Below are 23,445 nucleotides of genomic sequence, written 5' to 3'. Positions count from 1 at the left end.
GAGTGAGTTCGTCTGCCGACCGTCATCCTTACCGGCCTGCCGGTGCCCGGATCGCCGCTCGCCGACGAGCTGCGCTCCCTCGGCTTCGACGTCCGCCCCGCCGCCACCCCGCGCGACACCGCCGCCGCGCTGGCCCTCGTACCCGCCGACCAGCGGGTGGCCGTCGTGGACAGCGAGTTCGTGGGCCACGCCCACGCGCTGCGGCTCGCGCTGACCGACCCTCGGTTCGACGCCTGCGCGGTCACCGGAGCCTTCGCCGTCCAGCCGGGCGCCCGCGCGGCCCTGGACCGGGCCGCCGCACTGGACACCTCCGATCCCGTGGGGACCGGCCCGTACCCCGACCGGCTGGCCGCCGCCGTCGAAGCCGCCGGCACCACCGTCCAGCGCCCCGAGCTGGGCACCCTGGTCGCCGCCGTCCCCCTGACCACCGCCGAGCGCGACGCCGCGGCCGCGGCCGTGGCCGCCGTCGACGACGAGGCCGTCCGGCTGCGTACGGCCGTGAAGTCCCGGGACGGGTTCTTCACCACCTTCTTCATCAGCCCGTACTCGCGCTACATCGCCCGCTGGTGCGCGCGCCGAGGCCTGACCCCGAACCAGGTCACCACCGCCTCCCTGGTCACCGCGCTGATCGCGGCCGGCTGCGCGGCCACCGGCGACCGCTGGGGCTACGTCGCGGCCGGCGTGCTGCTCCTCTTCTCCTTCGTCCTGGACTGCACCGACGGGCAGCTCGCCCGCTACTCGCTCCAGTACTCGACGATGGGCGCCTGGCTCGACGCGACCTTCGACCGCGCCAAGGAGTACTCCTTCTACGCGGGCCTCGCGCTCGGCGCGGCGAGGAACGGCGACGACGTCTGGGCGCTCGCGCTCGGCGCGATGATCCTGATGACCTGCCGGCACGTCGTGGACTTCGCCTTCAACGAGGCCAACCACGACGCCACGGCCACCGCGGCATCTCCTTCCGGGAGCCCCACGGCCGCCCTCTCGGCCAAGCTCGACAGCGTCGGCTGGACGGTCTGGGTGCGGCGGATGATCATCCTCCCGATCGGCGAGCGCTGGGCCATGATCGCGGTGCTGACCGCCGCGACCAGCCCCCGGATCGTCTTCTACGCCCTGCTGGTCGGCTGCGCCTTCGGCGCGCTCTACACCACCGCCGGCCGGGTCCTGCGCTCGCTGACCCGCAAGGCCACGCGCACCGACCGGGCCGCCCAGGCGCTCGCGGACCTCACCGACTCGGGTCCCGTCGCCGAGCTGGTCAGCCGGGCGCTGATCCGCGTCCGAGCCAAGTCGCCGGGGGCCCTCGGGGTCGCGGTGCTGGCCTCGGCGCAGCTTCTCTACGGTGCCTGGCAGCTGCCGTTCGGCAGTTGGACCATGGTCGTCTCGGCCGGCCTCTACGCCTTCTTCGCGGGCGGCGCCGTCATGGTCCCCCTCAAGGGCGCCCTCGACTGGCTCGTGCCGCCCGTCTTCCGGGCCGCCGAGTACACCACCGTCCTGATCCTCGCCGCCAAGGCGGACGTCCCCGGGGCCCTTCCGGCGGCATTCGGACTGGTCGCGGCGGTCGCCTACCATCACTACGACACGGTGTACCGCATCCGCGGTGGCACCGGCGCGCCCCCGCACTGGCTGGTGCGGACGACCGGCGGGCACGAAGGCCGGGTGCTGCTGACCGCGGTCCTGGCCTCGGTCCTGGCCTCGCGCGCCGCAGACTTCCCCGTCGCGCTCACGGCCATGGCTGTGTTCGTGGCACTGGTGGTGCTCGTGGAGAGCATCCGCTTCTGGGTTTCCTCCGGGGCACCCGCCGTACATGACGAAGGAGAACCAGCATGATCGGCCTCGTCCTCGCTGCCGGTGCCGGACGCCGCCTGCGTCCCTACACCGACACCCTGCCCAAGGCCCTCGTGCCCGTCGGCCCCGAAGGTGACGAGGAGAGCATCACGGTCCTCGACCTGACGCTCGGCAACTTCGCCGAGGTCGGCCTCACCGAGGTCGCCATCGTCGTCGGCTACCGCAAGGAAGCCGTCTACGAGCGCCGGGAGGCCCTGGAGGCCAAGTACGGCGTCAAGATCACGCTGATCGACAACGACAAGGCCGAGGAGTGGAACAACGCCTACTCCCTGTGGTGCGCGCGGGACGTCCTGGGACAGGGCGTGATCCTCGCCAACGGCGACACCGTCCACCCGGTCTCCGTCGAGAAGACCCTGCTCGCCGCCCGCGGTCAGGGCCAGAAGATCATCCTCGCCCTCGACACGGTCAAGCACCTGGCCGACGAGGAGATGAAGGTCATCACCGACGGCGAGAAGGGCGTCCGGCGGATCACCAAGCTGATGGACCCGGCCACCGCGACCGGCGAGTACATCGGCGTCACCCTCATCGAGCCCGAGGCGGCCGAGGCCCTGGCCGAGGCCCTGAAGACCACCTTCGAGCGCGACCCCGACCTCTACTACGAGGACGGCTACCAGCAGCTCGTCGATGACGGTTTCACCATCGACGTGGCCCCCATAGGGGACGTCAAGTGGGTCGAGATCGACAACCACGACGACCTCGCCAAGGGCCGGACGATCGCATGCCTGTACTGACGCGGCTCATCCCCTCGCCCGTCGTCGTCGACATCAGCCGCGGGGCGATGGACGATCTGGCCGGCCTCCTGGCCGACCAGCGCGTCTCCACGTCCGGCAAGCTCGCGATCGCGATCAGCGGCGGCTCCGGCGCGGTGCTGCGCGCCAAGCTGGAGCCCGTACTGCCGCACGCCGACTGGTACCCCGTCGTCGACGGGACCATCGACTCCGCGGTCAAGCTCGCCGACGACATAAAGGGCCGCCGCTACGACGCCGTCGTGGGCCTGGGCGGCGGCAAGATCATCGACGTGGCGAAGTACGCCGCGGCGCGGGTCGGGCTGCCGATGGTGGCCGTCGCCACCAACCTCTCCCACGACGGCATCTGCTCGCCGGTGTCCATCCTGGACAACGACAACGGCCGGGGCTCCTACGGAGTCCCCATGCCGATCGCGATGGTCGTCGACCTCGACGTCATCAAGGAGGCCCCGGCGCGGTTCGTCCGGGCCGGCATCGGCGACGCGATCTCCAACATCTCGGCCATCGCCGACTGGGAGCTCTCGCACCGCCTCAACGGCGAGTCCGTCGACGGCCTGGCCGCCGCCATGGCCCGTACCGCCGGCGAGTCCGTGCTGCGCCACCCCGGCTGCGTCGGCGACGACGAGTTCCTCACCGTGCTGTCCGAGGCGCTCGTCCTCTCCGGCATCGCCATGTCGATCAGCGGGGACACCCGCCCGTCGTCCGGCGCCTGCCACGAGATCAGCCACGCCTTCGACCTTCTCTACCCCGGGCGCTCCGCGCTCCACGGCGAGCAGGTCGGCCTCGGCGCCGCCTTCGCCATGCACCTGCGCGGCGCCGCCGCGCAGTCCGGGCTCTTCGTCGAGGTGCTGCGCCGGCACGGCCTGCCCGTCCTCCCCGAGGAGATCGGGTTCAGCGTGGACGAGTTCGTCGCGGCCGTCGAGTACGCCCCCCAGACCCGTCCGGGACGCTTCACGATCCTGGAGCACCTCAACTTGTCCGCAGCCGAGATCAGGGACGCTTACGCCGATTATGCCAAGACCATCCGTAGCTGAACTCCGGCCCGTCGTTCACCCGGCGGGCGTCAAGGACCGGGTCAGCGGCGAGCACTGGGGCGGGCGCCTCTACATGCGCGAGATCTCCCTGCGCATCACCCGCCTCCTGGTCACCACCAAGGTCACGCCGAACCAGCTGACCTACGTGATGACCCTCGCCGGCGTCCTCGCGGCCCCGGCCCTGCTGGTGCCGGGCGTCTGGGGCGCCGTCCTCGGCGTGGTCGCGGTCCAGCTGTACCTGCTGCTCGACTGCGTCGACGGCGAGGTCGCCCGCTGGAAGAAGCAGTTCTCGCTGTCCGGGGTCTACCTGGACCGCGTCGGTGCCTACCTGTGCGACGCGGCGGTGCTGGTCGGCTTCGGCCTGCGCGCCGCGGACCTGTGGGGCAGCGGGCGCATCGACTGGCTGTGGGCCTTCCTGGGCACCCTGGCCGCGCTCGGCGCGATCCTGATCAAGGCCGAGACCGACCTGGTCGGCGTCGCCCGCCACCAGGCCGGCAAGCCCGTGGTCAAGGACGCGGCGGCCGTGCCGCGCTCGTCCGGCATGGCGTTCGCCCGCCGGGCCGCCGCCGCGCTCAAGTTCCACCGCCTGGTCCTCGGCATCGAGGCCTCGCTGCTCATCCTGGTGCTGGCCGTCCTGGACCAGGTCCGCGGCGACCTGTTCTTCTCCCGGCTGGGTGTCGCCGTACTCGCGGGCATCGCGCTCCTGCAGACCGTCCTGCACCTGGTGTCGGTCCTCGCTTCGAGCAGGCTGAAGTGAGCGCCCCGATGCGCCTGGGCGCCGTCGTCATCACCATGGGCAACCGCCCCGACGACCTCAAGGCCCTCCTCGACTCGGTGGCCCGCCAGGACGGCGACCCCGTACAGGTGGTCGTCGTCGGCCAGGGAGTGAAGGTCAGCGGGGTCCCCGAAGGAGTCCGTACGGTCGACCTCCCCGAGAACCTGGGCATCCCGGGCGGCCGCAACGTCGGCATCGAGGCCTTCGGCCCCGGCGGCAGCGATGTGGACGCCCTGCTCTTCCTCGACGACGACGGGCTGCTGGAGCGCACCGACACCGCCGAGCTGTGCCGGCAGGCCTTCGCCGAGGACCCCGCGCTCGGGATCGTCAGCTTCCGGATCGCCGATCCGCAGACGGGCGAGACCCAGCGCCGCCACGTGCCCCGGCTGCGCGCCTCCGACCCGATGCGCTCCTCCCGCGTGACCACCTTCCTGGGGGGCGCCAACGCCGTCCGCACGAAGGTGTTCGAGCAGGTCGGAACACTGCCGGGGGAGTTCTTCTACGCCCACGAGGAAACCGATCTGGCCTGGCGGGCGCTCGACGCGGGGTGGCTGATCGACTACCGCGCGGACATGGTGCTCCTGCACCCCACGACGGCCCCCTCCCGGCACGCGGTCTACCACCGTATGGTGGCCCGCAACCGGGTGTGGCTCGCCCGCCGCAACCTGCCCGCCCCGCTGGTCCCGGTCTACGTGGGCGTCTGGCTCGTTCTGACGCTCCTGCGCAGGCCCTCGGCGCCGGCGCTCAAGGCGTGGTTCGGCGGGTTCAAGGAGGGATGGACCACCTCCTGCGGTCCCCGGCGCCCCATGAAGTGGCGTACGGTCTGGCGGCTGACCCGGCTGGGCCGACCGCCTGTCATCTAGCACGCTCGCGTCTGAGAACATGACGCGATCACGATCCGAGTGCCTCAGGCCCGATGCCACTTCTGCCGCATCATGAAGACGGAAAGTTTCATCTTGTGAGTGACACAACCCAGGACGGCGCCCTCGCCACGAGCAAGCCGCCGTCCGAAGACGCGGGGCTGACCCCCGCGGAGCTCGCCAGGAAGTACGGCCTGTCCGTCAGCGGCGCCCGGCCGGGTCTGGCCGAATACGTGCGGCAGCTGTGGGACCGGCGCCACTTCATCGTGGCGTTCTCCCGCGCCAAGCTGATGGCCCAGTACAGCCAGGCGAAGCTCGGCCAGATCTGGCAGGTGGCGACCCCACTTCTGAACGCACTGGTCTATTACCTGATCTTCGGCCTGATCCTGGACGCCGGCCGCGGCATCGACAAGGACGACTACATCCCCTTCCTGGTGATCGGCGTCTTCGTCTTCACCTTCACGCAGAGCTCGCTGATGGCGGGTGTCAGGGCGATCCCGGCCAACATCGGCCTGGTCCGCGCCCTGCACTTCCCGCGGGCCTCGCTGCCGATCTCCTTCTCGCTGCAGCAGCTCCAGCAGCTGATGTTCTCGATGATCGTCGTGTTCTTCGTCGCGGTCGGCTTCGGCAACTATCCGAAGCTGTCCTGGCTGCTGGTCATCCCGGCGCTGGTCCTCCAGTTCGCCTTCAACACCGGCCTCGCGCTGATCTTCGGCCGGATGGGTTCCAAGACCCCCGACCTCGCGCAGCTCATGCCGTTCGTCACGCGTACGTGGATGTACGCCTCGGGCGTCATGTTCTCGATCAGCGAGATGCTCAAGGGCAAGCCCGCGTGGATCGCGGACGCGCTCCAGTGGAACCCGGCCGCGATCTACATGGACCTGGTCCGCTTCGCGCTCATCGACGGCTACGGCCGGGAGAACCTCCCGCCGCACGTCTGGGCTTTCGCCGTCGGCTGGGCGGTCCTGATCGGCCTCGGCGGTTTCGTGTATTTCTGGAAGGCTGAGGAGCGTTACGGCCGTGGCTGAGAACAACCGGGGGCACGTCCCCACCGTCATCGCCGACGACGTGCACATCGTCTACCGGGTCAACACCGGCAGCTCCGGCAGGGGCAGCGCCACTGCCGCGCTGAGCAAGATAGTCCGCCGGGGCAAGGGCGACTCCCCGGGCGTCCGCCGGGTCCACGCCGTGCGCGGCGTCTCCTTCACGGCGTACCGCGGCGAGGCCATCGGCCTCATCGGCTCCAACGGCTCCGGCAAGTCGACGCTGCTGCGCGCCATCGCGGGTCTGCTGCCCTGCGAGGCCGGCAAGGTCTACACCGACGGCCAGCCCTCGCTGCTGGGTGTCAACGCGGCGCTGATGAACGACCTCACCGGTGAGCGCAACGTGGTCCTCGGCGGTCTCGCCATGGGCATGAGCCGCGAGCAGGTCAAGGAGCGCTACCAGGGCATCGTCGACTTCTCGGGCATCAACGAGAAGGGGGACTTCATCTCCCTGCCGATGCGCACGTACTCCTCCGGCATGGCCGCGCGACTGCGTTTCTCCATCGCCGCGGCCAAGGACCACGACGTCCTGATGATCGACGAGGCTCTGGCCACCGGTGACCGGAAGTTCCAGGTGCGTTCCGAGGCGCGCATCCGGGAACTCCGCAAGAGCGCCGGCACGGTATTCCTGGTGAGCCACAACAACAACTCCATCCGCGACACCTGCGACCGGGTGCTGTGGCTGGAGCGGGGCGAACTCCTGATGGACGGCCCCACCGAGGAAGTCGTCTCGGCATACGAGAAGGCGACCAGCTGACGGAACGCCGCCGGCCCCCGCTGCTTCGCGCGGCGGGGGCCGTGGCATGCCGTGGAGCGCTATTTCCGCGGGCGACATTCGGTAGTGGACCGAATACCCGTCGAGCCGTCGCGCCGTTGTACAGCGTAAGCTGGGCCAGGCCTCAATCGCGGGCAAGAGGGGACGATTCCATACAGGTGAATAGCCTGGGACACCCCGGTGAAAGCCCGGCGGCGTGTCCGAAATGGGATGTATTGGGTTGGCAGTGTAGAACGGGAGATGTGACGGCAATGGCTACGGGAATTCTCCGGCCCCCAGGCACGACGGCCGTCCCCGCCACGGGCGGCGGGCGGTGACCCCGGGGCACGGCATCAGCTCCCGGCCGCACGCGGTCCCCGAAAACTCCGGCGCTCCCGGCACCTCCGACGATTTTTCCGCCGTCACGGGCGCGACCCTCGGCAAGGCCCGCAGCGAGAACTTCCCCGTCGCCCCCGCCTTCCTGCCCCGCGCCTGGCGCGAGGGTCTGATGGCGGTCTACGGGTACGCCCGCCTGGTCGACGACATCGGCGACGGAGACCTCGCCCCGGGCGGCCGCGACGCGGCCCTCCTCGGCCTCGACCCCGCCGCCGCGGACGACCGGCTCGCCGTGCTCGACGCCTTCGAGGCAGACCTGAAGCGCGTCTTCGGCGGCCCCGGCGGCCCCCCGCGCCACCCCCTGATGCTGGCCCTGCAGCCCGTCGTACGCGCCCACGGGCTCACCCCCGAGCCGTTCCTCGGACTCATCGAGGCCAACCGCCAGGACCAGCGGGTCGCGCGCTACGCGACGTACCGCGACCTCCTCGGCTACTGCGAGCTCTCCGCCAACCCGGTGGGCCGCCTCGTGCTCCAGCTCACCGGCACCGCCACCCCCGAGCGGATCCGCCGCTCCGACGCCGTCTGCACCGCCCTGCAGATCGCCGAACACCTCCAGGACGTCGCCGAGGACCTCGGCCGCGACCGGATCTACCTCCCGGGCGAGGACATGCGCCGCTTCCACGTGGCCGAGGCCGACCTGAGGGCCCCGTCCGCCGGAGCGTCCGTACGCTCCCTGATCGCCTTCGAAACCGAGCGCGCGCGGGATCTCCTGGACGAGGGCACACCGCTCGTGGGCAGCGTCCACGGAAGGCTCCGGCTGCTGCTCGCGGGCTTCGTCGGGGGAGGGCGCGCCGCCCTTCGAGCCGTCACCGCCGCCGGCTTCGACGTCCTGCCCGGCCCGCCCAAGCCCACCAAGAGCGGCCTGCTCCGCGAGGTGGCCGCCGTCCTGCGCACAGCGCCGAGAAAGGGGTGAGCCCGACCGTGGAGGGCCCCACACACGCGTCCGCACCGGGCGCCCCGTCCGCACCCGTACTGGCGGCATACAGCTACTGCGAGGCCGTCACCGGCGCGCAGGCGCGCAACTTCGCCTACGGCATCCGGCTGCTTCCCGCCGACAAGCGGCAGGCGATGTCCGCGCTGTACGCCTTCTCCCGGCGGGTCGACGACATCGGCGACGGCACGCTGCCGCCCGAGGTCAAACTGGCCCGGCTGGAGGAGACGCGTTCCCTCCTCGGCCGGATCCGCGCCGAGAGGATCGACGAGGACGACACCGACCCCGTCGCCGTCGCCCTCGCGCACGCCGCCCGCCGCTTCCCGATCCCGCTCGAAGGGCTCGACGAGCTCATCGACGGCGTCCTGATGGACGTGCGCGGCGAGACGTACGAGACCTGGGACGACCTCAAGGTCTACTGCCGCTGCGTGGCCGGCGCCATCGGCCGGCTCTCGCTGGGGGTGTTCGGCACGGCGAACGCCGGCGGCCCCGACGCGGCACGGGCCGGGGAGTACGCCGACACCCTCGGCCTGGCGCTGCAGCTCACGAACATCCTGCGGGACGTCCGGGAGGACGCGGCCAACGGCCGCACCTACCTGCCCGCCGAGGACCTGGCCAAGTTCGGCTGCTCCGAGGGCTTCCACAGCGACCGGATGCCCGCCGGCTCAGACTTCGCCGGGCTCGTCCACCACGAAGTCCGCCGCGCCCGCGCGCTGTTCGTCGAGGGCTACCGGCTGCTGCCCATGCTCGACCGGCGCAGCGGCGCCTGCGTCGCCGCCATGGCCGGCATCTACCGGCGCCTCCTGGACCGCATCGAGCGCGAGCCCGAGGCAGTGCTCCGCGGCCGGGTCTCGCTGCCGCCGCACGAGAAGGCGTACGTGGCCGTCCGCGGACTCTCCGGCCTCGACGCGCGGACCATCGCGCGCCAGAGCGCCAGGAGGCGGTTCTGATGGCGGCGGCGGGCGGCCCGCCCGTGCCCGCGAACCGAACGGGAGCAACCCCGCTGCGAGCGGCGGCGTCTGTCGCAGAGACGGAGGAGGACGTATGACCGCGCACCACGCCGTGGTCGTCGGCGGCGGTCTCGCCGGTGTGACCACCGCGCTGGAACTCGCCGGCGCGGGCCTGCGGGTGACCCTGCTGGAGGGCCGGCCCAGGCTCGGCGGCCTCGCCTTCTCCTTCAAGCGCGGCGACCTGACCGTGGACAACGGCCAGCACGTCTACCTGCGCTGCTGCACCGCCTACCGGTGGTTCCTCGACCGCGTCGGGGGCGCCGACCTGGCGCCCCTCCAGGACCGGCTCGACGTACCCGTCCTCGACGTCGCCCACCCCGGCGGCCCCCGGCTCGGCCGGCTGCGCCGCAGCGCCCTGCCCGTACCGCTGCACCTGGCGGGCTCCCTCGCCCGCTACCCCCACCTCTCGCTCGCCGAGCGGGCGAGCGTCGGGCGCGCCGCCCTGGCGCTGCGCCGCCTCGACCCCGCCGACCCGGCGCTCGACGGCCTGGACTTCGCGACCTGGCTCGCCCGCTACGGCCAGAGCCCGCGCACCATCGAGGCGCTGTGGGACCTCGTCGGCATCGCCACCCTCAACGCGACCGCCGAGCAGTCCTCGCTGGGCCTGGCCGCCATGGTCTTCAAGACCGGCCTGCTCTCCGAGAACGGCGCGGCCGACATCGGCTGGGCCCGCGTACCGCTCGGTGACCTGCACGACACCCTCGCCCGCAAGGCCCTCGACGCGGCCGGCGTCCGCACCGAACTGCGCACCCGGGTCACCGGGATCTCCCGTACGGCGGAAGGCGGCTGGCGGGTCGACACGGAGCAGGAGTCGCTGGAGGCCGGCACCGTCGTCCTCGCCGTCCCGCAGCGCGAGGCGCACGGGCTGCTCCCGGCCGGCGCGCTCGCCGACCCGGACAAGCTCCTCGACATCGGCACCGCGCCGATCCTCAACGTGCACGTCGTCTACGACCGCAAGGTGCTCAAGCAGCCGTTCTTCGCGGCGCTCGGCTCCCCGGTCCAGTGGGTCTTCGACCGCACCGACTCCTCCGGGCTCCCCGACGGCGGCCAGTACCTGGCCCTGTCCCAGTCGGTCGCCCACGAGGACATCGACGAGCCCGTGTCGGTCCTGCGCGCCAAGTACCTGCCCGAGCTGGAGCGGCTGCTGCCCGCCGCGCGCGGCGCCAAGGTACGGGACTTCTTCGTCACCCGGGAGCGGACCGCGACCTTCGCCCCCACCCCCGGTGTCGGGCGCCTGCGGCCCGGCGCGCGGACCGACACGCCGGGGCTCTACCTCGCCGGTGCGTGGACCGCGACGGGTTGGCCCGCGACCATGGAGAGCGCCGTCCGCAGTGGACTGAGCGCGGCTCATGCCGCGCTCGGCATGCTGGGCCGCCACCGCGTACACCCCTTGCAGGAGGCGGCATGACGACCACCGGCACCATCGGTACCAGCACCACCGGCAATACGGGTACCGCAGCAGCACGCACCGCAGTACGTAAAGGAACCAGAGGAGAGCCAGTGAACCCGGGGAATCCGGCCGTCGAGAACTCGGGCGCCAGTACGGGCCCGGCCGGCGGGGAGAAGGCGGACACGCTCGCCCTCCTGGAGCGCGGCCGCACGCTCTCGACGCCCGCGCTCCGCGCCGCCGTGGACCGGCTCGCCGCGCCCATGGACACCGTCGCCGCCTATCACTTCGGCTGGATCGACGCCCAGGGCAACCCGGCGGACGGCGACGGCGGCAAAGCCGTCCGCCCCGCCCTCGCCCTGCTCTCCGCCGAGGCCGCGGGGGCCGCGGCCGAGGTCGGCATCCCGGGAGCCGTGGCCGTCGAGCTCGTCCACAACTTCTCGCTGCTGCACGACGACCTGATGGACGGGGACGAGCAGCGCCGCCACCGCGACACGGTGTGGAAGGTCCACGGACCGGCCCTGGCCATCCTGGTCGGCGACGCGCTGTTCGCCCTGGCCAACGAGGTGCTGCTGGAGCTCGGCACGGTCGAGGCGGGGCGCGCCGCGCGCCGGCTGACCACCGCCAGCCGCAAGCTCATCGACGGCCAGGCGCAGGACATCTCCTACGAGCACCGCGAGAGCGTCAGCGTCGAGGAGTGCCTGGAGATGGAGGGCAACAAGACCGGCGCCCTGCTCGCCTGCGCGGTCTCCATCGGCGCCGTGCTCGGCGGCGCGGACGACCGTACGGCCGACAAGCTGGAGGAGTACGGCTACCACCTCGGCCTCGCCTTCCAGGCCGTCGACGACCTCCTCGGCATCTGGGGCGACCCGGAGTCCACCGGCAAGCAGACCTGGAGCGACCTGCGCCAGCGCAAGAAGTCACTGCCCGTCGTCGCCGCCCTCGCGGCCGGCGGACCCGCCTGCGAGCAGCTCGCGGAACTGCTCGCCGCCGACGCCAAGAGCAACGACTTCGAGAACTTCTCCGAGGAGGAGTTCGCGGCCCGCGCGGCCCTCATCGAGGCGGCCGGCGGCCGGCAGTGGACCGCCGACGAGGCACGGCGCCAGCACGCGGTGGCGATCAAGGCCCTCGACGACGTGGACATGGACCAGCGGGTGCGTGACCAGCTCGTGGCGCTCGCCGACTTCGTCGTCGTGCGCAAGAGGTGATCACCACCCGATCTCGCATATGAATCGCGAGTCGCCGGCCGGTACCGCCTGAGGGCGGTACCGGCCGACGGCAGACCCCAGGACAGCAGAGGACACTGCACGCAAAGGGGAAGCCATGACAGCGACGACCGACGGCGGAGCCGATGCACGCGCCGCCGACCCGGACGACAGCGCGGCCGCCGGGCCGCCGGGCGTCCGCGAAGCCACGGCCAGGGCCGTGCGCAACCTGCTCGACCGGCAGGACGAGGCCGGCTGGTGGAAGGGCGACCTGGAGACCAACGTCACCATGGACGCCGAGGACCTGCTGCTGCGCCAGTTCCTCGGGATCCGGGACGAGGCCACCACGCGGGCCGCCGCCCTGTTCATCCGCGGCGAGCAAGGGCCCGACGGCACCTGGGCCACCTTCCACGGAGGCCCCAGCGACCTGTCCGCCACCATCGAGGCCTACGTGGCCCTGCGCCTCGCCGGTGACGCTCCCGACGCCCCGCACATGGCCCGCGCCTCGGCGTGGATCCGCGGCCACGGGGGGATCGCCGCCGCCCGCGTCTTCACCCGCATCTGGCTCGCGCTCTTCGGCTGGTGGAAGTGGGACCACCTGCCCGAACTCCCGCCCGAGCTGGTCTTCCTGCCGCACTGGGTGCCGCTGAACATCTACGACTTCGGCTGCTGGGCCCGGCAGACCATCGTCCCGCTCACCATCGTCTCCGCGCTGCGCCCGGTCCGCCCGGCCCCCTTCGCGCTGGACGAGCTGCACGCCGACGCGCGCAACCCGTACCCCGTCAAGCGGCTTGCCCCGGTGACCAGTTGGGGCGGGGCCTTCCAGCGGATGGACAAGGCCCTGCACGTCTACCGCCGGCTCGCCCCGCGCCGGCTGCGCAGGGCGGCCATGGCGAGCGCCGGCCGCTGGATCGTGGAGCGGCAGGAGAGCGACGGCTGCTGGGGCGGGATCCAGCCGCCCGCCGTGTACTCCGTCATCGCCCTGCACCTGCTCGGCTACGACCTCGGGCACCCGGTGATGCGGGCCGGACTGGAGTCCCTGGACCGGTTCGCGGTGTGGCGCCCGGACGGCGCCCGGATGATCGAGGCCTGCCAGTCCCCGGTGTGGGACACCTGCCTGGCCGCCATCGCGCTGGCCGACGCGGGAGTGCCCCCCGACGACCCGGCCCTGGTGAAGGCCGCCGACTGGATGCTGGGCGAGGAGGTCACGCGCAGCGGCGACTGGGCCGTGCGCCGGCCCGGACTGGCCCCGGGCGGCTGGGCGTTCGAGTTCCACAACGACACCTACCCCGACATCGACGACACCGCCGAGGTCGTCCTCGCGCTGCGCCGGGTCAAGCACCCCGATCCGGCGCGCGTCGAGGCGGCCATCGCCCGCGGGGTGTCCTGGAACCTCGGCATGCAGTCGAAGAACGGTGCCTGGGGCGCCTTCGACGCCGACAACACCAGCCCCCTGCCCAACAAACTGCCCTTCTGCGACTTCGGCGAGGTCATCGACCCGCCCTCGGCCGACGTCACCGCCCACGTCGTGGAGATGCTCGCCGTCGAGGGCAGGGCGGGCGACGCGCGCACCCGGCGCGGCATCGCCTGGCTGCTCGCCGAACAGGAGCCGGAGGGCGGCTGGTTCGGCCGCTGGGGCACCAACTACGTCTACGGGACCGGCTCGGTGGTCCCGGCCCTGACGGCCGCCGGCTTCGCCCTCTCGCACCCCGCGATCCGGCGGGCCGTGGGCTGGCTGGAATCCGTACAGAACGAGGACGGCGGGTGGGGCGAGGACCAGCGCTCCTACAAGGACCCGTCCTGGGCCGGGAAGGGTGCCTCGACCGCCTCCCAGACGGCTTGGGCGCTGATGGCGCTGCTGTCGGCGGGGGAGCGGGACGGCGACAGCGTCGAGCGGGGCATCGCGTACCTCGTCTCCACCCAGCGCGAGGACGGCGGCTGGGACGAGCCGTACTTCACCGGGACCGGCTTCCCCTGGGACTTCTCCATCAACTACCACCTGTACCGGCAGGTCTTCCCGCTCACCGCGCTCGGCCGCTACCTGTACGGAGAACCGTTCGGCCCGGAGGGCCGGTACCCGGACCCGGCCGCCGCCGCGCACGCGGCCCCGGCCGCCGGGGAGGCCCGATGAGGCTCGTCCCCGCCGGCGCACCGCCCCCGCTGCTGGTCGCCTGCGCGCTGCGCATCGAGCGGGCGGCCCTGCGCAGCGGCAGCGGGACGGGCGCGCCCGAGCGGTACGAGATCCTGCGCACCGGCATGGGCCCGCGCGCGGCCGACCGCGCCGTCGGCCGGGCCCTCGGCGAGCCGGGGCTGGGCGGGGCCGCCGTACTGGCGACCGGATTCTGCGCCGGGCTGCTGCCCGGCATGAGTCCAGGCGACCTGATCGTGGCCGAGGAGACCCGGGACCCGCGCGGAACCGTCGCCTGCGCCGGTACCGCCCTGCTCGCCGAGGCGCTGGCCCGGGCCCTGCCCGGCCGGACCGTACACCTCGGCGCACTGACCGGATCCGACCACGTCGTCCGGGGCCAGGAGCGCGCGCAGCTGCGTGCCACCGGGGCCATCGGGGTCGACATGGAATCCGCGGCCACCTTGTGGACCGCGGCCCGGGGCGGGACCGTTGCCGACGGCGCGGACCGTCCGGTTGCGGCCGTCCGGGTGATCGTGGACGCTCCGGAGCATGAGCTCGTCCGTATCGGCACCGTTCGGGGGGGAATATCAGCCTTTCGCGTATTGCGTGCCGTACTGCCCGCGTTTTATGACTGGCACCGTTCTTTGCTGCTCCCCAGGAGGTGAGCCAGATGGCAATGCCACTGCGACAGACCATCAGGGTCGGGACGTATCTTCTCGAACAGAAGCTCCGCAAGCGTGAGAAGTTCCCGCTGATCGTCGAGCTGGAACCCCTCTACGCCTGCAACCTCGCCTGTGAAGGGTGCGGGAAGATCCAGCACCCGGCCGGGGTGCTCAAGCAGCGCATGCCCGTGGCCCAGGCCGTCGGGGCCGTGCTGGAGTCCGGCGCGCCGATGGTGTCCATCGCGGGCGGCGAGCCCTTGATGCACCCGCAGATCGACGAGATCGTGCGCCAGTTGGTGGCGAGGCGGAAGTATGTCTTCCTCTGCACCAACGCGATGCTGCTCCGCAAGAAGATCGAGAAGTTCACGCCGTCCCCGTACTTCGCCTTCGCCGTGCACATCGACGGACTGCGCGAGCGCCACGACGAGTCGGTGGCGAAGGAAGGCGTCTTCGACGAGGCGGTCGCGGCCATCAAGGAGGCGAAGAAGCGCGGGTTCCGCGTGACCACCAACTCCACCTTCTTCAACACCGACACCCCGCAGACCATCATCGAGGTGCTCAACTACCTCAATGACGATCTGCAGGTGGACGAGATGATGATCTCGCCGGCCTACGCCTACGAAAAGGCGCCCGACCAGGAACACTTCCTGGGTGTCGAGCAGACCCGCGAACTCTTCAAGAAGGCCTTCGCGGGCGGAAACCGGCGGCGCTGGCGGCTCAACCACTCCCCGCTCTTCCTGGACTTCCTCGAAGGCAAGGTCGATTTCCCCTGCACCGCCTGGGCCATTCCGAATTACTCGCTCTTCGGCTGGCAGCGCCCCTGCTATCTGATGAGCGACGGATACGTGCCCTCGTACCGGGAACTGATCGAGGACACCGACTGGAGCAAGTACGGCCGCGGAAAGGACCCGCGCTGCGCGAACTGCATGGCGCACTGCGGGTACGAGCCCACCGCCGTCCTCGCCACCATGGGGTCGCTGAAGGAGTCGCTGCGGGCGGCCCGCGAGACCGTGGGCGGGAACCGGGACAAGTCGGCATGAGCACGGGCCACGCGGGGGAGGGCGGCCGGGGCAAGGGCTTCGACCTCGGCGCCCTGCTGGCCGAGCGCGGCGGCGAACGGTACGAGCTGCACGCCCGCCACCTCAACCACCAGCTGCCCCGGATGCTGCACACCATCGGCTTCGACAAGGTCTACGAGCGGGCCGAGGGAGCCCACTTCTGGGACGCCGAGGGCAACGACTACCTCGACATGCTGGCCGGGTTCGGGGTGATGGGCCTGGGCCGCCACCACCCGGTGGTCAGGCAGGCCCTGCACGACGTCCTCGACGCCCAGCTGGCCGACCTCACCCGCTTCGACTGCCAGCCGCTGCCCGGGCTGCTGGCCGAGAAGCTGCTCTCCCACAGCCCGCACCTGGACCGGGTCTTCTTCGGCAACAGCGGCACCGAGGCGGTGGAGACCGCCCTGAAGTTCGCCCGGTACGCCACCGGGCGGCCCAGGGTCCTCTACTGCGACCACGCCTTCCACGGGCTCACCACGGGCTCGCTCTCGGTCAACGGCGAAGGCGGCTTCCGGGAGGGCTTCGCGCCGCTGCTGCCCGACACCAAGATCGCGCTGGGCGACCTGGCCGCCCTGGAGCGGGAGCTCAAGAAGGGCGACGTGGCCGCCTTCGTCGTCGAGCCGATCCAGGGCAAGGGGGTGATCGCCGCCCCGCCCGGCTTCCTGCTCGCCGCGCAGGAGCTGCTGCGCCGGCACAAGGCGCTGCTGATCGCGGACGAGGTGCAGACCGGTCTCGGACGGACCGGTGACTTCTACGCCTACCAGCACGAGGCCGGGGTGGAACCGGACCTGGTGTGCGTGGCCAAGGCCCTCTCGGGCGGCTACGTGCCGGTCGGAGCGACCCTGGGCAAGGACTGGATCTTCAAGAAGGTCTACTCGTCCATGGACCGGGTGCTCGTCCACTCCGCGAGCTTCGGCTCCAACGCCCAGGCGATGGCGGCCGGACTCGCGGTGCTCAGCGTCATGGAGGACGAGCAGGTGGTGGCCAACTCCCGCGCCATGGGCGATCTGCTGCGCGGGCGGCTCGCCGGGCTCGTGGACGAGTACGAGCTGCTGTACGAGGTGCGGGGACGCGGGCTGATGATCGGCATCGAGTTCGGCCGGCCCTCCTCGCTGGGACTGCGGAGCCGGTGGGCCATGCTGCAGGCGGCCCGCAAGGGGCTGTTCGCGCAGATGGTGGTGGTGCCGCTGCTGCAGAAGCACCGGATCCTCACGCAGGTCTCCGGCGACCACCTCGAAGTCATCAAGCTGATCCCGCCGCTGATCGTGGACGAGGCGGACGTCGACCGGTTCGTCGGCGCCTTCCGCGAGGTCATGGACGAGGCGCACGGCGGCGGCGCACTGATGTGGGACTTCGGCAGGACGCTGGTGAAGCAGGCCGTCGCCAACCGCTGAGCCGGGCGGCGGGTCGAGGGCGGGGCGGGCCGGCGGGCGGATCTGCGGGCGGTTCTGCGGGCGGTTCTGCGGGCGGTTCTGCGGGCGGTTCTGCGGGCGGGCCGCCGGGTCGATGATCCGGCGGCCCGCCCGCCCCGCGGGGTGTCAGTCCAGGAGCCGGTCGCGGAGCCGGTCCAAGGTCTCGGGCGCGAGGGCGAGGCCCTCGGCGAGGTAGCGCTCCACCCCGCCCCACTCCTCGTCGATGGTCTCGAAGGCCGAGGTCAGATAGGGAGCGCGGGCATCGAAGAGCGGGGCGAGCAGCTCCGTCACCTCGGCGGTGCGGGGCTGGGCCGCGTCGCTGCTCCGGCGGACCCGGTAGCGGTTGTGGGGGGCGTTCGACTCCAGGTAGTCCGCGACGATCGCCTCCCGCTCGACGCCCAGCGCGAGCAGGATGACGGCGATCGACAGACCGGCCCGGTCCTTGCCCGCGGCGCAGTGCATGAGGGCGGGGACGCTGTCGTCGGCGAGGGCGTGCACGACCCGGCTGTGTTCGGCGGTGCGCGTCGTGATGATCGTGCGGTACGAACGGGACATCCGCGCGACGCCCTTGCCGTCCCCCAGGATCTCGCGGAGCTGGGCGAGCTCACCGTCGCGGACCATCTTCCAGAACTCCCGGCCGTCGGCCGGGTCCGACAGCGGGATGTTGACGTTCCGCACGCCGGGAAGCTCCACGTCCGGGCCTTCCAGCGCCTGGTCGGCGCCGTTGCGGAAGTCGAAGACGGTGTGCAGCCCGAGCGATTCGAGGAACTCCGTGTCGGTTTCAGTGGCATGTGCCAGATGTCCGCTTCGGAACAGTCGTCCCGTCTTGACCCGTCGGCCGTCCGTGGTCGGCAACCCACCCACGTCACGAAAGTTGCGCACGCCGGTCAGCGCCGGCTCCGCGTGGGGGGTTTCGGGTATCCGCTGGGTCACAGGGCTCCTCCGTGTCTTCGTCGTCGGTGTCCGAATTACGCCAGTTCTGGGCAACTTGCCATAGCGAGAGGCGAGATCGGACACGTCCCCGTGAGCCAGATCATACGGTGACCGTGAGTGCCTGATCACGAATGGCGAATTGCCCTGTCGGGGCGGTTGTTGAAGGTGCGGAATGGACGGAGGGTGACCGGAATTCCGGCGGCCCGTCATCTTCAAGATTCTGTTGGGAAATTCATGACTTGTTCCGTGCGGCCGGACTGGATTACGTTCGCGATCGATCCGGACGGACCGCCTAATCCTGCCGCCGACCGGAAACCGCACCCGACTATTCACGCGCGTGGCAGGAGCGGGGGAACCAGGTAAGCCGCTGTTCCGGATCTCCGTCGAGATCTTTACAACGGGACAGCTCGGGGTGAAGCCGTACATGTGCTGTTCACCGGCACATGGGAGGCCGGACATCTCCAGTCCGAACCCGACAGCTCACCTCGCAGGCGCCGGAGAGGAATTCGACATGCCTGCAACGGGTAAGCACCGCCGTCCGAAGTCCCGCTCGATATCCCGCGGTTTCGCCGCCGCCGGCACCGGTGGCGCGGCCCTCGCGCTTCCGCTGCTCGGAGCCACCGGCGCCCACGCGGCCGGTGCCCCGGCCGCCGCGCCCGCCGCCGTGCCGGTCCAGGCTCCGCAGGTTCCGGCCTCGCTCCAGGCCGCGCCCAGCGCCCCGCAGGCCGCCCCCACCGTCTACACGGTGGTGCCCGGGGACTACCTCTCCAAGATCGCCGAGCGCCAGCACCTCAGCGGTGGCTGGGAGCGGCTCTACGCGGACAACCGCGAGGCCGTCGGCTCGAACCCGTCGCTGATCCACCCGGGCCTCAAGCTCACGCTCGGCGCGAAGGGCGCTGCCCGGACCGCTCCGAGCCGCGCGTCCGCGCCGGTCGAGCAGTCCGCCGACTCCGCCGGCTCCGCGGACTCCTCCGCCGACGGCTCCGAGGACGTGGCCGCCGACGAGTCCGCTGCCGACGAGGCCGTCTTCGACGGCGGCTCGGACGAGGGCGGCTCCGACGAGGGCGCGTCCGGCGAGGCCGAGGCCCCGGCGGCGCCCGCCCCCAAGGCCCCCGCCAAGCAGCAGCAGGCCGCGCCCGCCTCCGCCGGATTCGTCGCCCCGGTCAGCGGTGGCCCCTCCACCGCGTACAAGATCGCCGGCTCCATGTGGTCCAGCGGCTACCACACCGGTGTCGACTTCTTCGCGAGCACCGGCTCCACCGTCAAGGCGGTCGGCGCGGGCACCGTCGTCTCCGCCGGCTGGGGCGGCGCGTACGGCAACGAGGTCGTCATCCAGCACGCCGACGGCAAGTACAGCCAGTACGCGCACCTCTCCCAGCTCTCCGTCTCGACCGGCCAGAGCGTCACCGCCGGACAGCGCGTCGGCCTCTCCGGCTCCACCGGCAACGTGACCGGCCCGCACCTCCACTTCGAGATCCGCACGGGGCCGTCGTACGGCTCGGACATCGACCCGCTGGCCTACCTGCGGTCGAAGGGCGTCAGCATCTGACCCTGCCGGCCTGCGGGTTAGGCTGCCCGTCCGGTCAATCGTGGACGCCGTCGCCGCCGGTTCACGAGGCGGGGGACGAGGCGGCCACGGGACGGGGTTCACGGCATGAGGGTCACGGCAAGGGAGCTCAACCGCTCCACGCTCGCACGGCAGTTGCTGCTCGGGCGTGAGGCGCTCGGTGTCACCGACGGGGTCCGGCGGGTGGTCGCGCTGCAGGCGCAGCAGGCCGCCTCGCCGTACCTCGCCCTGTGGAACCGGCTCGCGGACTTCGACCCGGCCACCCTCGACGCCGCTTTCACCGGCCATGAAGTCGTCAAGTCGACCTTGATGCGGATCACGCTGCACGCCGTACACGCCGACGACTTCCCGGCCTTCCGGGAGGCGGTACAGCCGGGCGTGCGGGCGGCCCGGCTGGGCGAGCGGTTCACGGTGTCGGGGCTGACCGCCGAGGACGCCGACGCGCTGGTGCCGGAACTGCTGGCCTTCGCCGACCGGCCCCGTACGGCCGCGGAGTGCCAGGAGTGGCTGGAGCGGCGGCTGGGCGCGCCGCCGAAGCCCGGAGCGTGGTGGGGGCTGAGGCAGTACGCGCCACTGCTGCACGCGCCCACCGCGCCGCCGTGGTCCTTCGGTGAGCGTCCCTCGTACATCGCGTCCCGGTACGGGACGACGCGGGCGGTGCCGGCGAATCCGGAGGCCTCGGAAGAGTCCCTGCGGACGCTCGTCGTGCGCTACCTGGAGGGTTTCGGGCCGGCGTCGGCGGCGGACGTGGCGCAGTTCTCGCTGGTCCAGCGGGCCAGGGTCAGGAAGGCGCTCCGCGACGCCGAGCTCTCCGGGGCCCTCCAGCGGCTGGAAGGCCCGGCCGGCGAGGAGCTGTTCGACGTCCCCGGCGGGCCCCTGCCGGACGGGGACACGCCGGCGCCGCCCCGGCTGATGGCCATGTGGGACAGCATCCTGCTGGCCTACTCCGACCGCGGTCGGGTCATCCCGCCGCGGTACCGGGGGCTGGTCACCCGGGTGAACGGCGACACGCTGGCGACCCTGCTGGTCGACGGGTACGTCGCCGGCGTGTGGCGCCCGGCGGAAGGGGGTGTGGAGGCGACGGCCTTCCACCCGCTGCCGGAGGAGGTCTGGGAGCGGATCGCAGCCGAGGCCCGGTCGCTGACGGCCTTCCTCGCCGACCGCGACCCGGAGGTCTACCGGCGGTACGGCCACTGGTGGGGCAAGCTGCCGAGCGCCGAGACCCGGCTGCTCGTCTGACGTCGGCGGGGCCGGGACCGAAGGGGGGTCGCGGCCCCGCCGACGTCGCTCCTTTATTCCTGATCTGACGGGTGGTGAAGATCACGGTCCGTAAGTCCGTGGCTACGGTCGCGTAGGTGGTGGGCCGGGGTGAAAGATGTGGTCCCGTGGCAGCGACGACGACGACACTCAAGACCATCGGCTCGTACGCGGCGATCGGGGACAGCTTTACCGAGGGCGTTGGGGACCCGGGACCCGGGGAAACGTTTCTTGGATGGGCGGACCGGCTGGCCGTACTCCTGGCCGATCAGCGCGACGAGCACGACTTCCGGTACGCGAACCTGGCCGTGCGCGGCCGCCTCCTGGACCAGATCGTGGCCGAGCAGGTCCCCCGGGCCAAGGAGCTCGCACCGGACCTGGTGACCTTCTGCGCGGGCGGCAACGACATCATCCGGCCCGGCAGCGACCCGGACGCCGTGGCCGAACGGTACGAGGCGGCCGTGCGCGACCTCACCGGATCGGTCGGCCTGGTCGTGATCACCACCGGCTTCGACACGCGGGACGTGCCGGTCCTCAAGCACATCCGGGGCAAGATCGCGACGTTCAGCGCGCACGTCCACTCCATCGCGGACCGGTACGGCTGCCCGGTGCTCGACCTCTGGTCGCTGAAGTCCGTACAGGACCGGCGGGCCTGGGACGCCGACCGGCTGCACCTCTCGCCCGAGGGGCACACACGGGTCGCGCTGCGCGCCGCGCAGGTGCTCGGCCTGGAGGTACCCGCCGACCCCGACCAGCCGTGGCCGCCGCTGCGGCCGCGCGGGTCCGTGGACGTGACCCGGGACAACATCCAGTGGGCGCGCGAGTACCTGGTGCCGTGGATCGGACGTCGGCTGCGCGGCGAGTCCTCGGGCGACCACGTCGAGGCGAAGCGGCCGGACCTGCTGCCGCTGTAGGAGTGCCGTAGGAGTGGACGGGAGCGGTCGGGCGCGAGGGGCGGGGCGGCCTCGGGGGCGCGAAACGGAACCCTTGGGGAGCGCGGAGCGGAATCCTTCGGGAGCGCCACGCGTTGGGAAGGTGGTAACCGATGAGAACGCCCTGCCCGCACCCCACCCAGGAGGCGCCTTGACCGGCTCCCGTCCCTTGCGTCCACGGCTGCGCGCCCTGCGGCCCGAAGCCTTCGGCGCGGACCCGTCCGGTGCCCGGCTGGAGCGGATCCGGCGTTCGCCGAACTTCGCCGACGGCGTGTTCCAGAATCCGGTCGGGGCCCGGACCAGGCCCTCCGGGTCGATGGCGGAGTTCGCCAAGATCTACTTCCACAAGGAGCAGCGGCTCCGGCGCAACCCCGGCGCCCCCATCCCCGTCTACCCGACGACGCTCGCCGAGCTGGCGAAGCCGCCGGCCGGCGGGTTGCGGCTGACCTGGATGGGGCACTCCAGCGTGCTCGTCGAGATCGACGGGCGCCGGGTGCTCTTCGATCCGGTCTGGGGCGAGCGGTGCTCCCCCTTCCCCTTCGCCGGGCCCAAGCGGCTGCATCCGGTGCCGGTCCCTCTGGCCTCGCTGGGCGAGGTCGACGTCGTGGTGATCTCGCACGACCACTACGACCACCTCGACCTGCCGACCATCAAGGAGCTGGCCGGTACGGACACGATCTTCGCCGTGCCGCTCGGCGTCGGCGCGCACCTGGAGCGCTGGGGCGTCGCGGCGGACCGGCTGCGCGAGCTCGACTGGAACGAGACCACCAAGGTCGCCGGGCTCTCGCTCACGGCCACCCCGGCCCGTCACTTCTGCGGCCGCGGCCTGCGCAACCAGCAGTTCACCCTCTGGGCGTCGTGGGTCGTCGCGGGGGACGAGCACCGGGTGTTCCACAGCGGGGACACGGGGTACTTCCCCGGGTTCGGGGAGATCGGCGCCGCGCACGGGCCCTTCGACGCGACGATGATCCAGATCGGCGCGTACAGCGAGTACTGGCCCGACATCCACATGACGCCGGAGGAGGGCATGCGCGCCCACCTCGACCTCCAGGGCGGCACCCCGCACGGCACGATGCTGCCGATCCACTGGGGCACCTTCAACCTGGCCCCCCACCCGTGGGACGAGCCCGGCGAGGGCACGGTGGCCGCGGCCGAGGGGGCCGGGGCGGCGATCGCGCTGCCGGTTCCGGGGCAGCCGTTCGAGCCGGGCGCGGCCGACGCGCCGAGCTCGCCCTGGTGGCGGCCGTTCGTGGCCGGTGGCGCGCACCTGCCGCCCGCGGCGGTTGCGCCGGTCGGCGCGGCCGGACTGCCCGTCGTGGCCGGGCGCGCGCGCGGCGAGACGCGTGAGGAGCCGGAGGCCGTCGGTTCGTAGTGGCCGCCGCGGGGTGCCGTCCCTCCCAGGGCACCCGGCGGGGCCGGCGGGGAGCGTGGGGCGTCGGGGGCGGGTGGTGTGCGACCCGGGTGGGCGGGCGTATGCGCTCCCGGCGCATTCGGGCTTTCGTGCGAGCGCTCC

The 23,445-nt window shown here is 72.0% G+C and carries 20 protein-coding genes and 1 riboswitch; of the genes, 19 read left to right on the top strand and 1 reads right to left on the bottom strand.

Translation table 11 applies throughout. From position 1 onward, the window contains the following. The first annotated feature begins 12 nt into the window (after positions 1 to 12). From J7F03_RS30435 to J7F03_RS30365, 15 genes are all read left to right on the top strand, one after another. Positions 13 to 1,824 carry a DUF5941 domain-containing protein gene (locus tag J7F03_RS30435; RefSeq protein WP_214955158.1) on the top strand — a complete coding sequence of 604 codons (1,812 nt, stop codon included), beginning with the start codon at positions 13 to 15 and terminating at the stop codon, positions 1,822 to 1,824. Then, complete coding sequence (locus J7F03_RS30430; protein ID WP_214955135.1) at positions 1,821 to 2,573, top strand: sugar phosphate nucleotidyltransferase; 753 nt, start codon at positions 1,821 to 1,823, stop codon at positions 2,571 to 2,573. The genes J7F03_RS30435 and J7F03_RS30430 overlap by 4 nt, the downstream gene beginning before the upstream one ends. Continuing rightward, the gene (locus J7F03_RS30425; RefSeq protein ID WP_214955133.1) at positions 2,561 to 3,622 is read left to right on the top strand and encodes an iron-containing alcohol dehydrogenase family protein; all 1,062 of its coding nucleotides are present in this window, start codon (positions 2,561 to 2,563) and stop codon (positions 3,620 to 3,622) included. Before J7F03_RS30430 ends, J7F03_RS30425 begins: the two co-directional genes overlap by 13 nt. Then, entirely contained in the window at positions 3,600 to 4,379 is a 780-nt protein-coding gene (locus J7F03_RS30420) for a CDP-alcohol phosphatidyltransferase family protein (protein WP_214955131.1), read from the top strand. The genes J7F03_RS30425 and J7F03_RS30420 overlap by 23 nt, the downstream gene beginning before the upstream one ends. A gap of 8 nt (positions 4,380 to 4,387) precedes the next feature. Next, entirely contained in the window at positions 4,388 to 5,260 is an 873-nt protein-coding gene (locus J7F03_RS30415) for a glycosyltransferase family 2 protein (RefSeq protein WP_214955156.1), read from the top strand. A 95-nt stretch (positions 5,261 to 5,355) separates the two neighbouring features. Next, entirely contained in the window at positions 5,356 to 6,285 is a 930-nt protein-coding gene (locus tag J7F03_RS30410) for an ABC transporter permease (protein ID WP_214955129.1), read from the top strand. Then, on the top strand, positions 6,278 to 7,057 hold the full coding sequence (locus J7F03_RS30405) for an ABC transporter ATP-binding protein (RefSeq protein ID WP_214955127.1): 780 nt from the start codon (positions 6,278 to 6,280) through the stop codon (positions 7,055 to 7,057). Before J7F03_RS30410 ends, J7F03_RS30405 begins: the two co-directional genes overlap by 8 nt. Before the next feature lie 331 nt (positions 7,058 to 7,388). Continuing rightward, positions 7,389 to 8,363: a squalene synthase HpnC gene (gene hpnC / locus J7F03_RS30400; protein ID WP_374104410.1), complete on the top strand. Its 975-nt coding sequence runs from the start codon at positions 7,389 to 7,391 to the stop codon at positions 8,361 to 8,363. Next, complete coding sequence (gene hpnD / locus J7F03_RS30395; RefSeq protein ID WP_214955125.1) at positions 8,360 to 9,331, top strand: presqualene diphosphate synthase HpnD; 972 nt, start codon at positions 8,360 to 8,362, stop codon at positions 9,329 to 9,331. Before hpnC ends, hpnD begins: the two co-directional genes overlap by 4 nt. A gap of 94 nt (positions 9,332 to 9,425) precedes the next feature. Then, positions 9,426 to 10,799 (top strand): hydroxysqualene dehydroxylase HpnE, encoded by a 1,374-nt coding sequence (gene hpnE / locus J7F03_RS30390; protein WP_214955123.1) that lies wholly within the window; start codon positions 9,426 to 9,428, stop codon positions 10,797 to 10,799. A gap of 92 nt (positions 10,800 to 10,891) precedes the next feature. Beyond that, positions 10,892 to 11,986 (top strand): polyprenyl synthetase family protein, encoded by a 1,095-nt coding sequence (locus tag J7F03_RS30385; RefSeq protein WP_308380018.1) that lies wholly within the window; start codon positions 10,892 to 10,894, stop codon positions 11,984 to 11,986. 115 nt (positions 11,987 to 12,101) lie between these two features. Then, complete coding sequence (gene shc, locus J7F03_RS30380) at positions 12,102 to 14,114, top strand: squalene--hopene cyclase (RefSeq protein ID WP_214955121.1); 2,013 nt, start codon at positions 12,102 to 12,104, stop codon at positions 14,112 to 14,114. Continuing rightward, complete coding sequence (locus J7F03_RS30375) at positions 14,111 to 14,776, top strand: 1-hydroxy-2-methyl-2-butenyl 4-diphosphate reductase (protein ID WP_214955119.1); 666 nt, start codon at positions 14,111 to 14,113, stop codon at positions 14,774 to 14,776. The genes shc and J7F03_RS30375 overlap by 4 nt, the downstream gene beginning before the upstream one ends. A gap of 5 nt (positions 14,777 to 14,781) precedes the next feature. Continuing rightward, the gene (hpnH, locus tag J7F03_RS30370) at positions 14,782 to 15,813 is read left to right on the top strand and encodes an adenosyl-hopene transferase HpnH (protein ID WP_214955118.1); all 1,032 of its coding nucleotides are present in this window, start codon (positions 14,782 to 14,784) and stop codon (positions 15,811 to 15,813) included. After that, a complete protein-coding gene (locus tag J7F03_RS30365) occupies positions 15,810 to 17,225 on the top strand; it encodes an aspartate aminotransferase family protein (RefSeq protein WP_214955117.1) in 1,416 nt (471 codons plus the stop codon). The genes hpnH and J7F03_RS30365 overlap by 4 nt, the downstream gene beginning before the upstream one ends. Positions 17,226 to 17,369: 144 nt before the next feature. Here J7F03_RS30365 and J7F03_RS30360 read toward each other — a convergent pair whose 3' ends face one another. Further along, positions 17,370 to 18,176: a tyrosine-protein phosphatase gene (locus tag J7F03_RS30360; RefSeq protein ID WP_214955116.1), complete on the bottom strand. Its 807-nt coding sequence runs from the start codon at positions 18,174 to 18,176 to the stop codon at positions 17,370 to 17,372. Between the two features lie 312 nt (positions 18,177 to 18,488). Next, positions 18,489 to 18,683: riboswitch (cyclic di-AMP (ydaO/yuaA leader) on the top strand. A gap of 4 nt (positions 18,684 to 18,687) precedes the next feature. Here J7F03_RS30360 and J7F03_RS30355 point away from each other — a divergent pair. The 4 genes from J7F03_RS30355 (at position 18,688) to J7F03_RS30340 (ending at position 23,304) form a co-directional block, all read left to right on the top strand. After that, entirely contained in the window at positions 18,688 to 19,725 is a 1,038-nt protein-coding gene (locus tag J7F03_RS30355; protein ID WP_214955115.1) for a M23 family metallopeptidase, read from the top strand. Between the two features lie 105 nt (positions 19,726 to 19,830). Continuing rightward, the gene (locus J7F03_RS30350) at positions 19,831 to 20,982 is read left to right on the top strand and encodes a winged helix DNA-binding domain-containing protein (protein WP_214955114.1); all 1,152 of its coding nucleotides are present in this window, start codon (positions 19,831 to 19,833) and stop codon (positions 20,980 to 20,982) included. 146 nt (positions 20,983 to 21,128) lie between these two features. After that, positions 21,129 to 21,914, top strand: a complete 786-nt coding sequence (locus tag J7F03_RS30345) for an SGNH/GDSL hydrolase family protein (protein ID WP_214955113.1) — start codon at positions 21,129 to 21,131, stop codon at positions 21,912 to 21,914. Between the two features lie 169 nt (positions 21,915 to 22,083). Next, a complete protein-coding gene (locus tag J7F03_RS30340; protein WP_214955111.1) occupies positions 22,084 to 23,304 on the top strand; it encodes an MBL fold metallo-hydrolase in 1,221 nt (406 codons plus the stop codon). Positions 23,305 to 23,445: the final 141 nt, after the last annotated feature.

It is taken from the genome of Streptomyces sp. ISL-43, from assembly GCF_018614195.1.
In the GTDB taxonomy this organism is placed as follows: domain Bacteria; phylum Actinomycetota; class Actinomycetes; order Streptomycetales; family Streptomycetaceae; genus Streptomyces.
This window is presented reverse-complemented; position numbering and strand designations above follow the sequence as displayed.

Excerpts from the sequence above, each read along its gene's own strand:
- J7F03_RS30430 (WP_214955135.1), top strand. The coding sequence starts at position 1,821 with ATGATCGGCCTCGTCCTCGCTGCCGGTGCCGGACGCCGCCTGCGTCCC.
- J7F03_RS30425 (WP_214955133.1), top strand. The coding sequence starts at position 2,561 with ATGCCTGTACTGACGCGGCTCATCCCCTCGCCCGTCGTCGTCGACATC.
- J7F03_RS30420 (WP_214955131.1), top strand. The coding sequence starts at position 3,600 with ATGCCAAGACCATCCGTAGCTGAACTCCGGCCCGTCGTTCACCCGGCG.
- J7F03_RS30415 (WP_214955156.1), top strand. The coding sequence starts at position 4,388 with ATGCGCCTGGGCGCCGTCGTCATCACCATGGGCAACCGCCCCGACGAC.
- hpnE (WP_214955123.1), top strand. The coding sequence starts at position 9,426 with ATGACCGCGCACCACGCCGTGGTCGTCGGCGGCGGTCTCGCCGGTGTG.
- shc (WP_214955121.1), top strand. The coding sequence starts at position 12,102 with ATGACAGCGACGACCGACGGCGGAGCCGATGCACGCGCCGCCGACCCG.
- J7F03_RS30375 (WP_214955119.1), top strand. The coding sequence starts at position 14,111 with ATGAGGCTCGTCCCCGCCGGCGCACCGCCCCCGCTGCTGGTCGCCTGC.
- hpnH (WP_214955118.1), top strand. The coding sequence starts at position 14,782 with ATGGCAATGCCACTGCGACAGACCATCAGGGTCGGGACGTATCTTCTC.
- J7F03_RS30365 (WP_214955117.1), top strand. The coding sequence starts at position 15,810 with ATGAGCACGGGCCACGCGGGGGAGGGCGGCCGGGGCAAGGGCTTCGAC.
- J7F03_RS30355 (WP_214955115.1), top strand. The coding sequence starts at position 18,688 with ATGCCTGCAACGGGTAAGCACCGCCGTCCGAAGTCCCGCTCGATATCC.
- J7F03_RS30350 (WP_214955114.1), top strand. The coding sequence starts at position 19,831 with ATGAGGGTCACGGCAAGGGAGCTCAACCGCTCCACGCTCGCACGGCAG.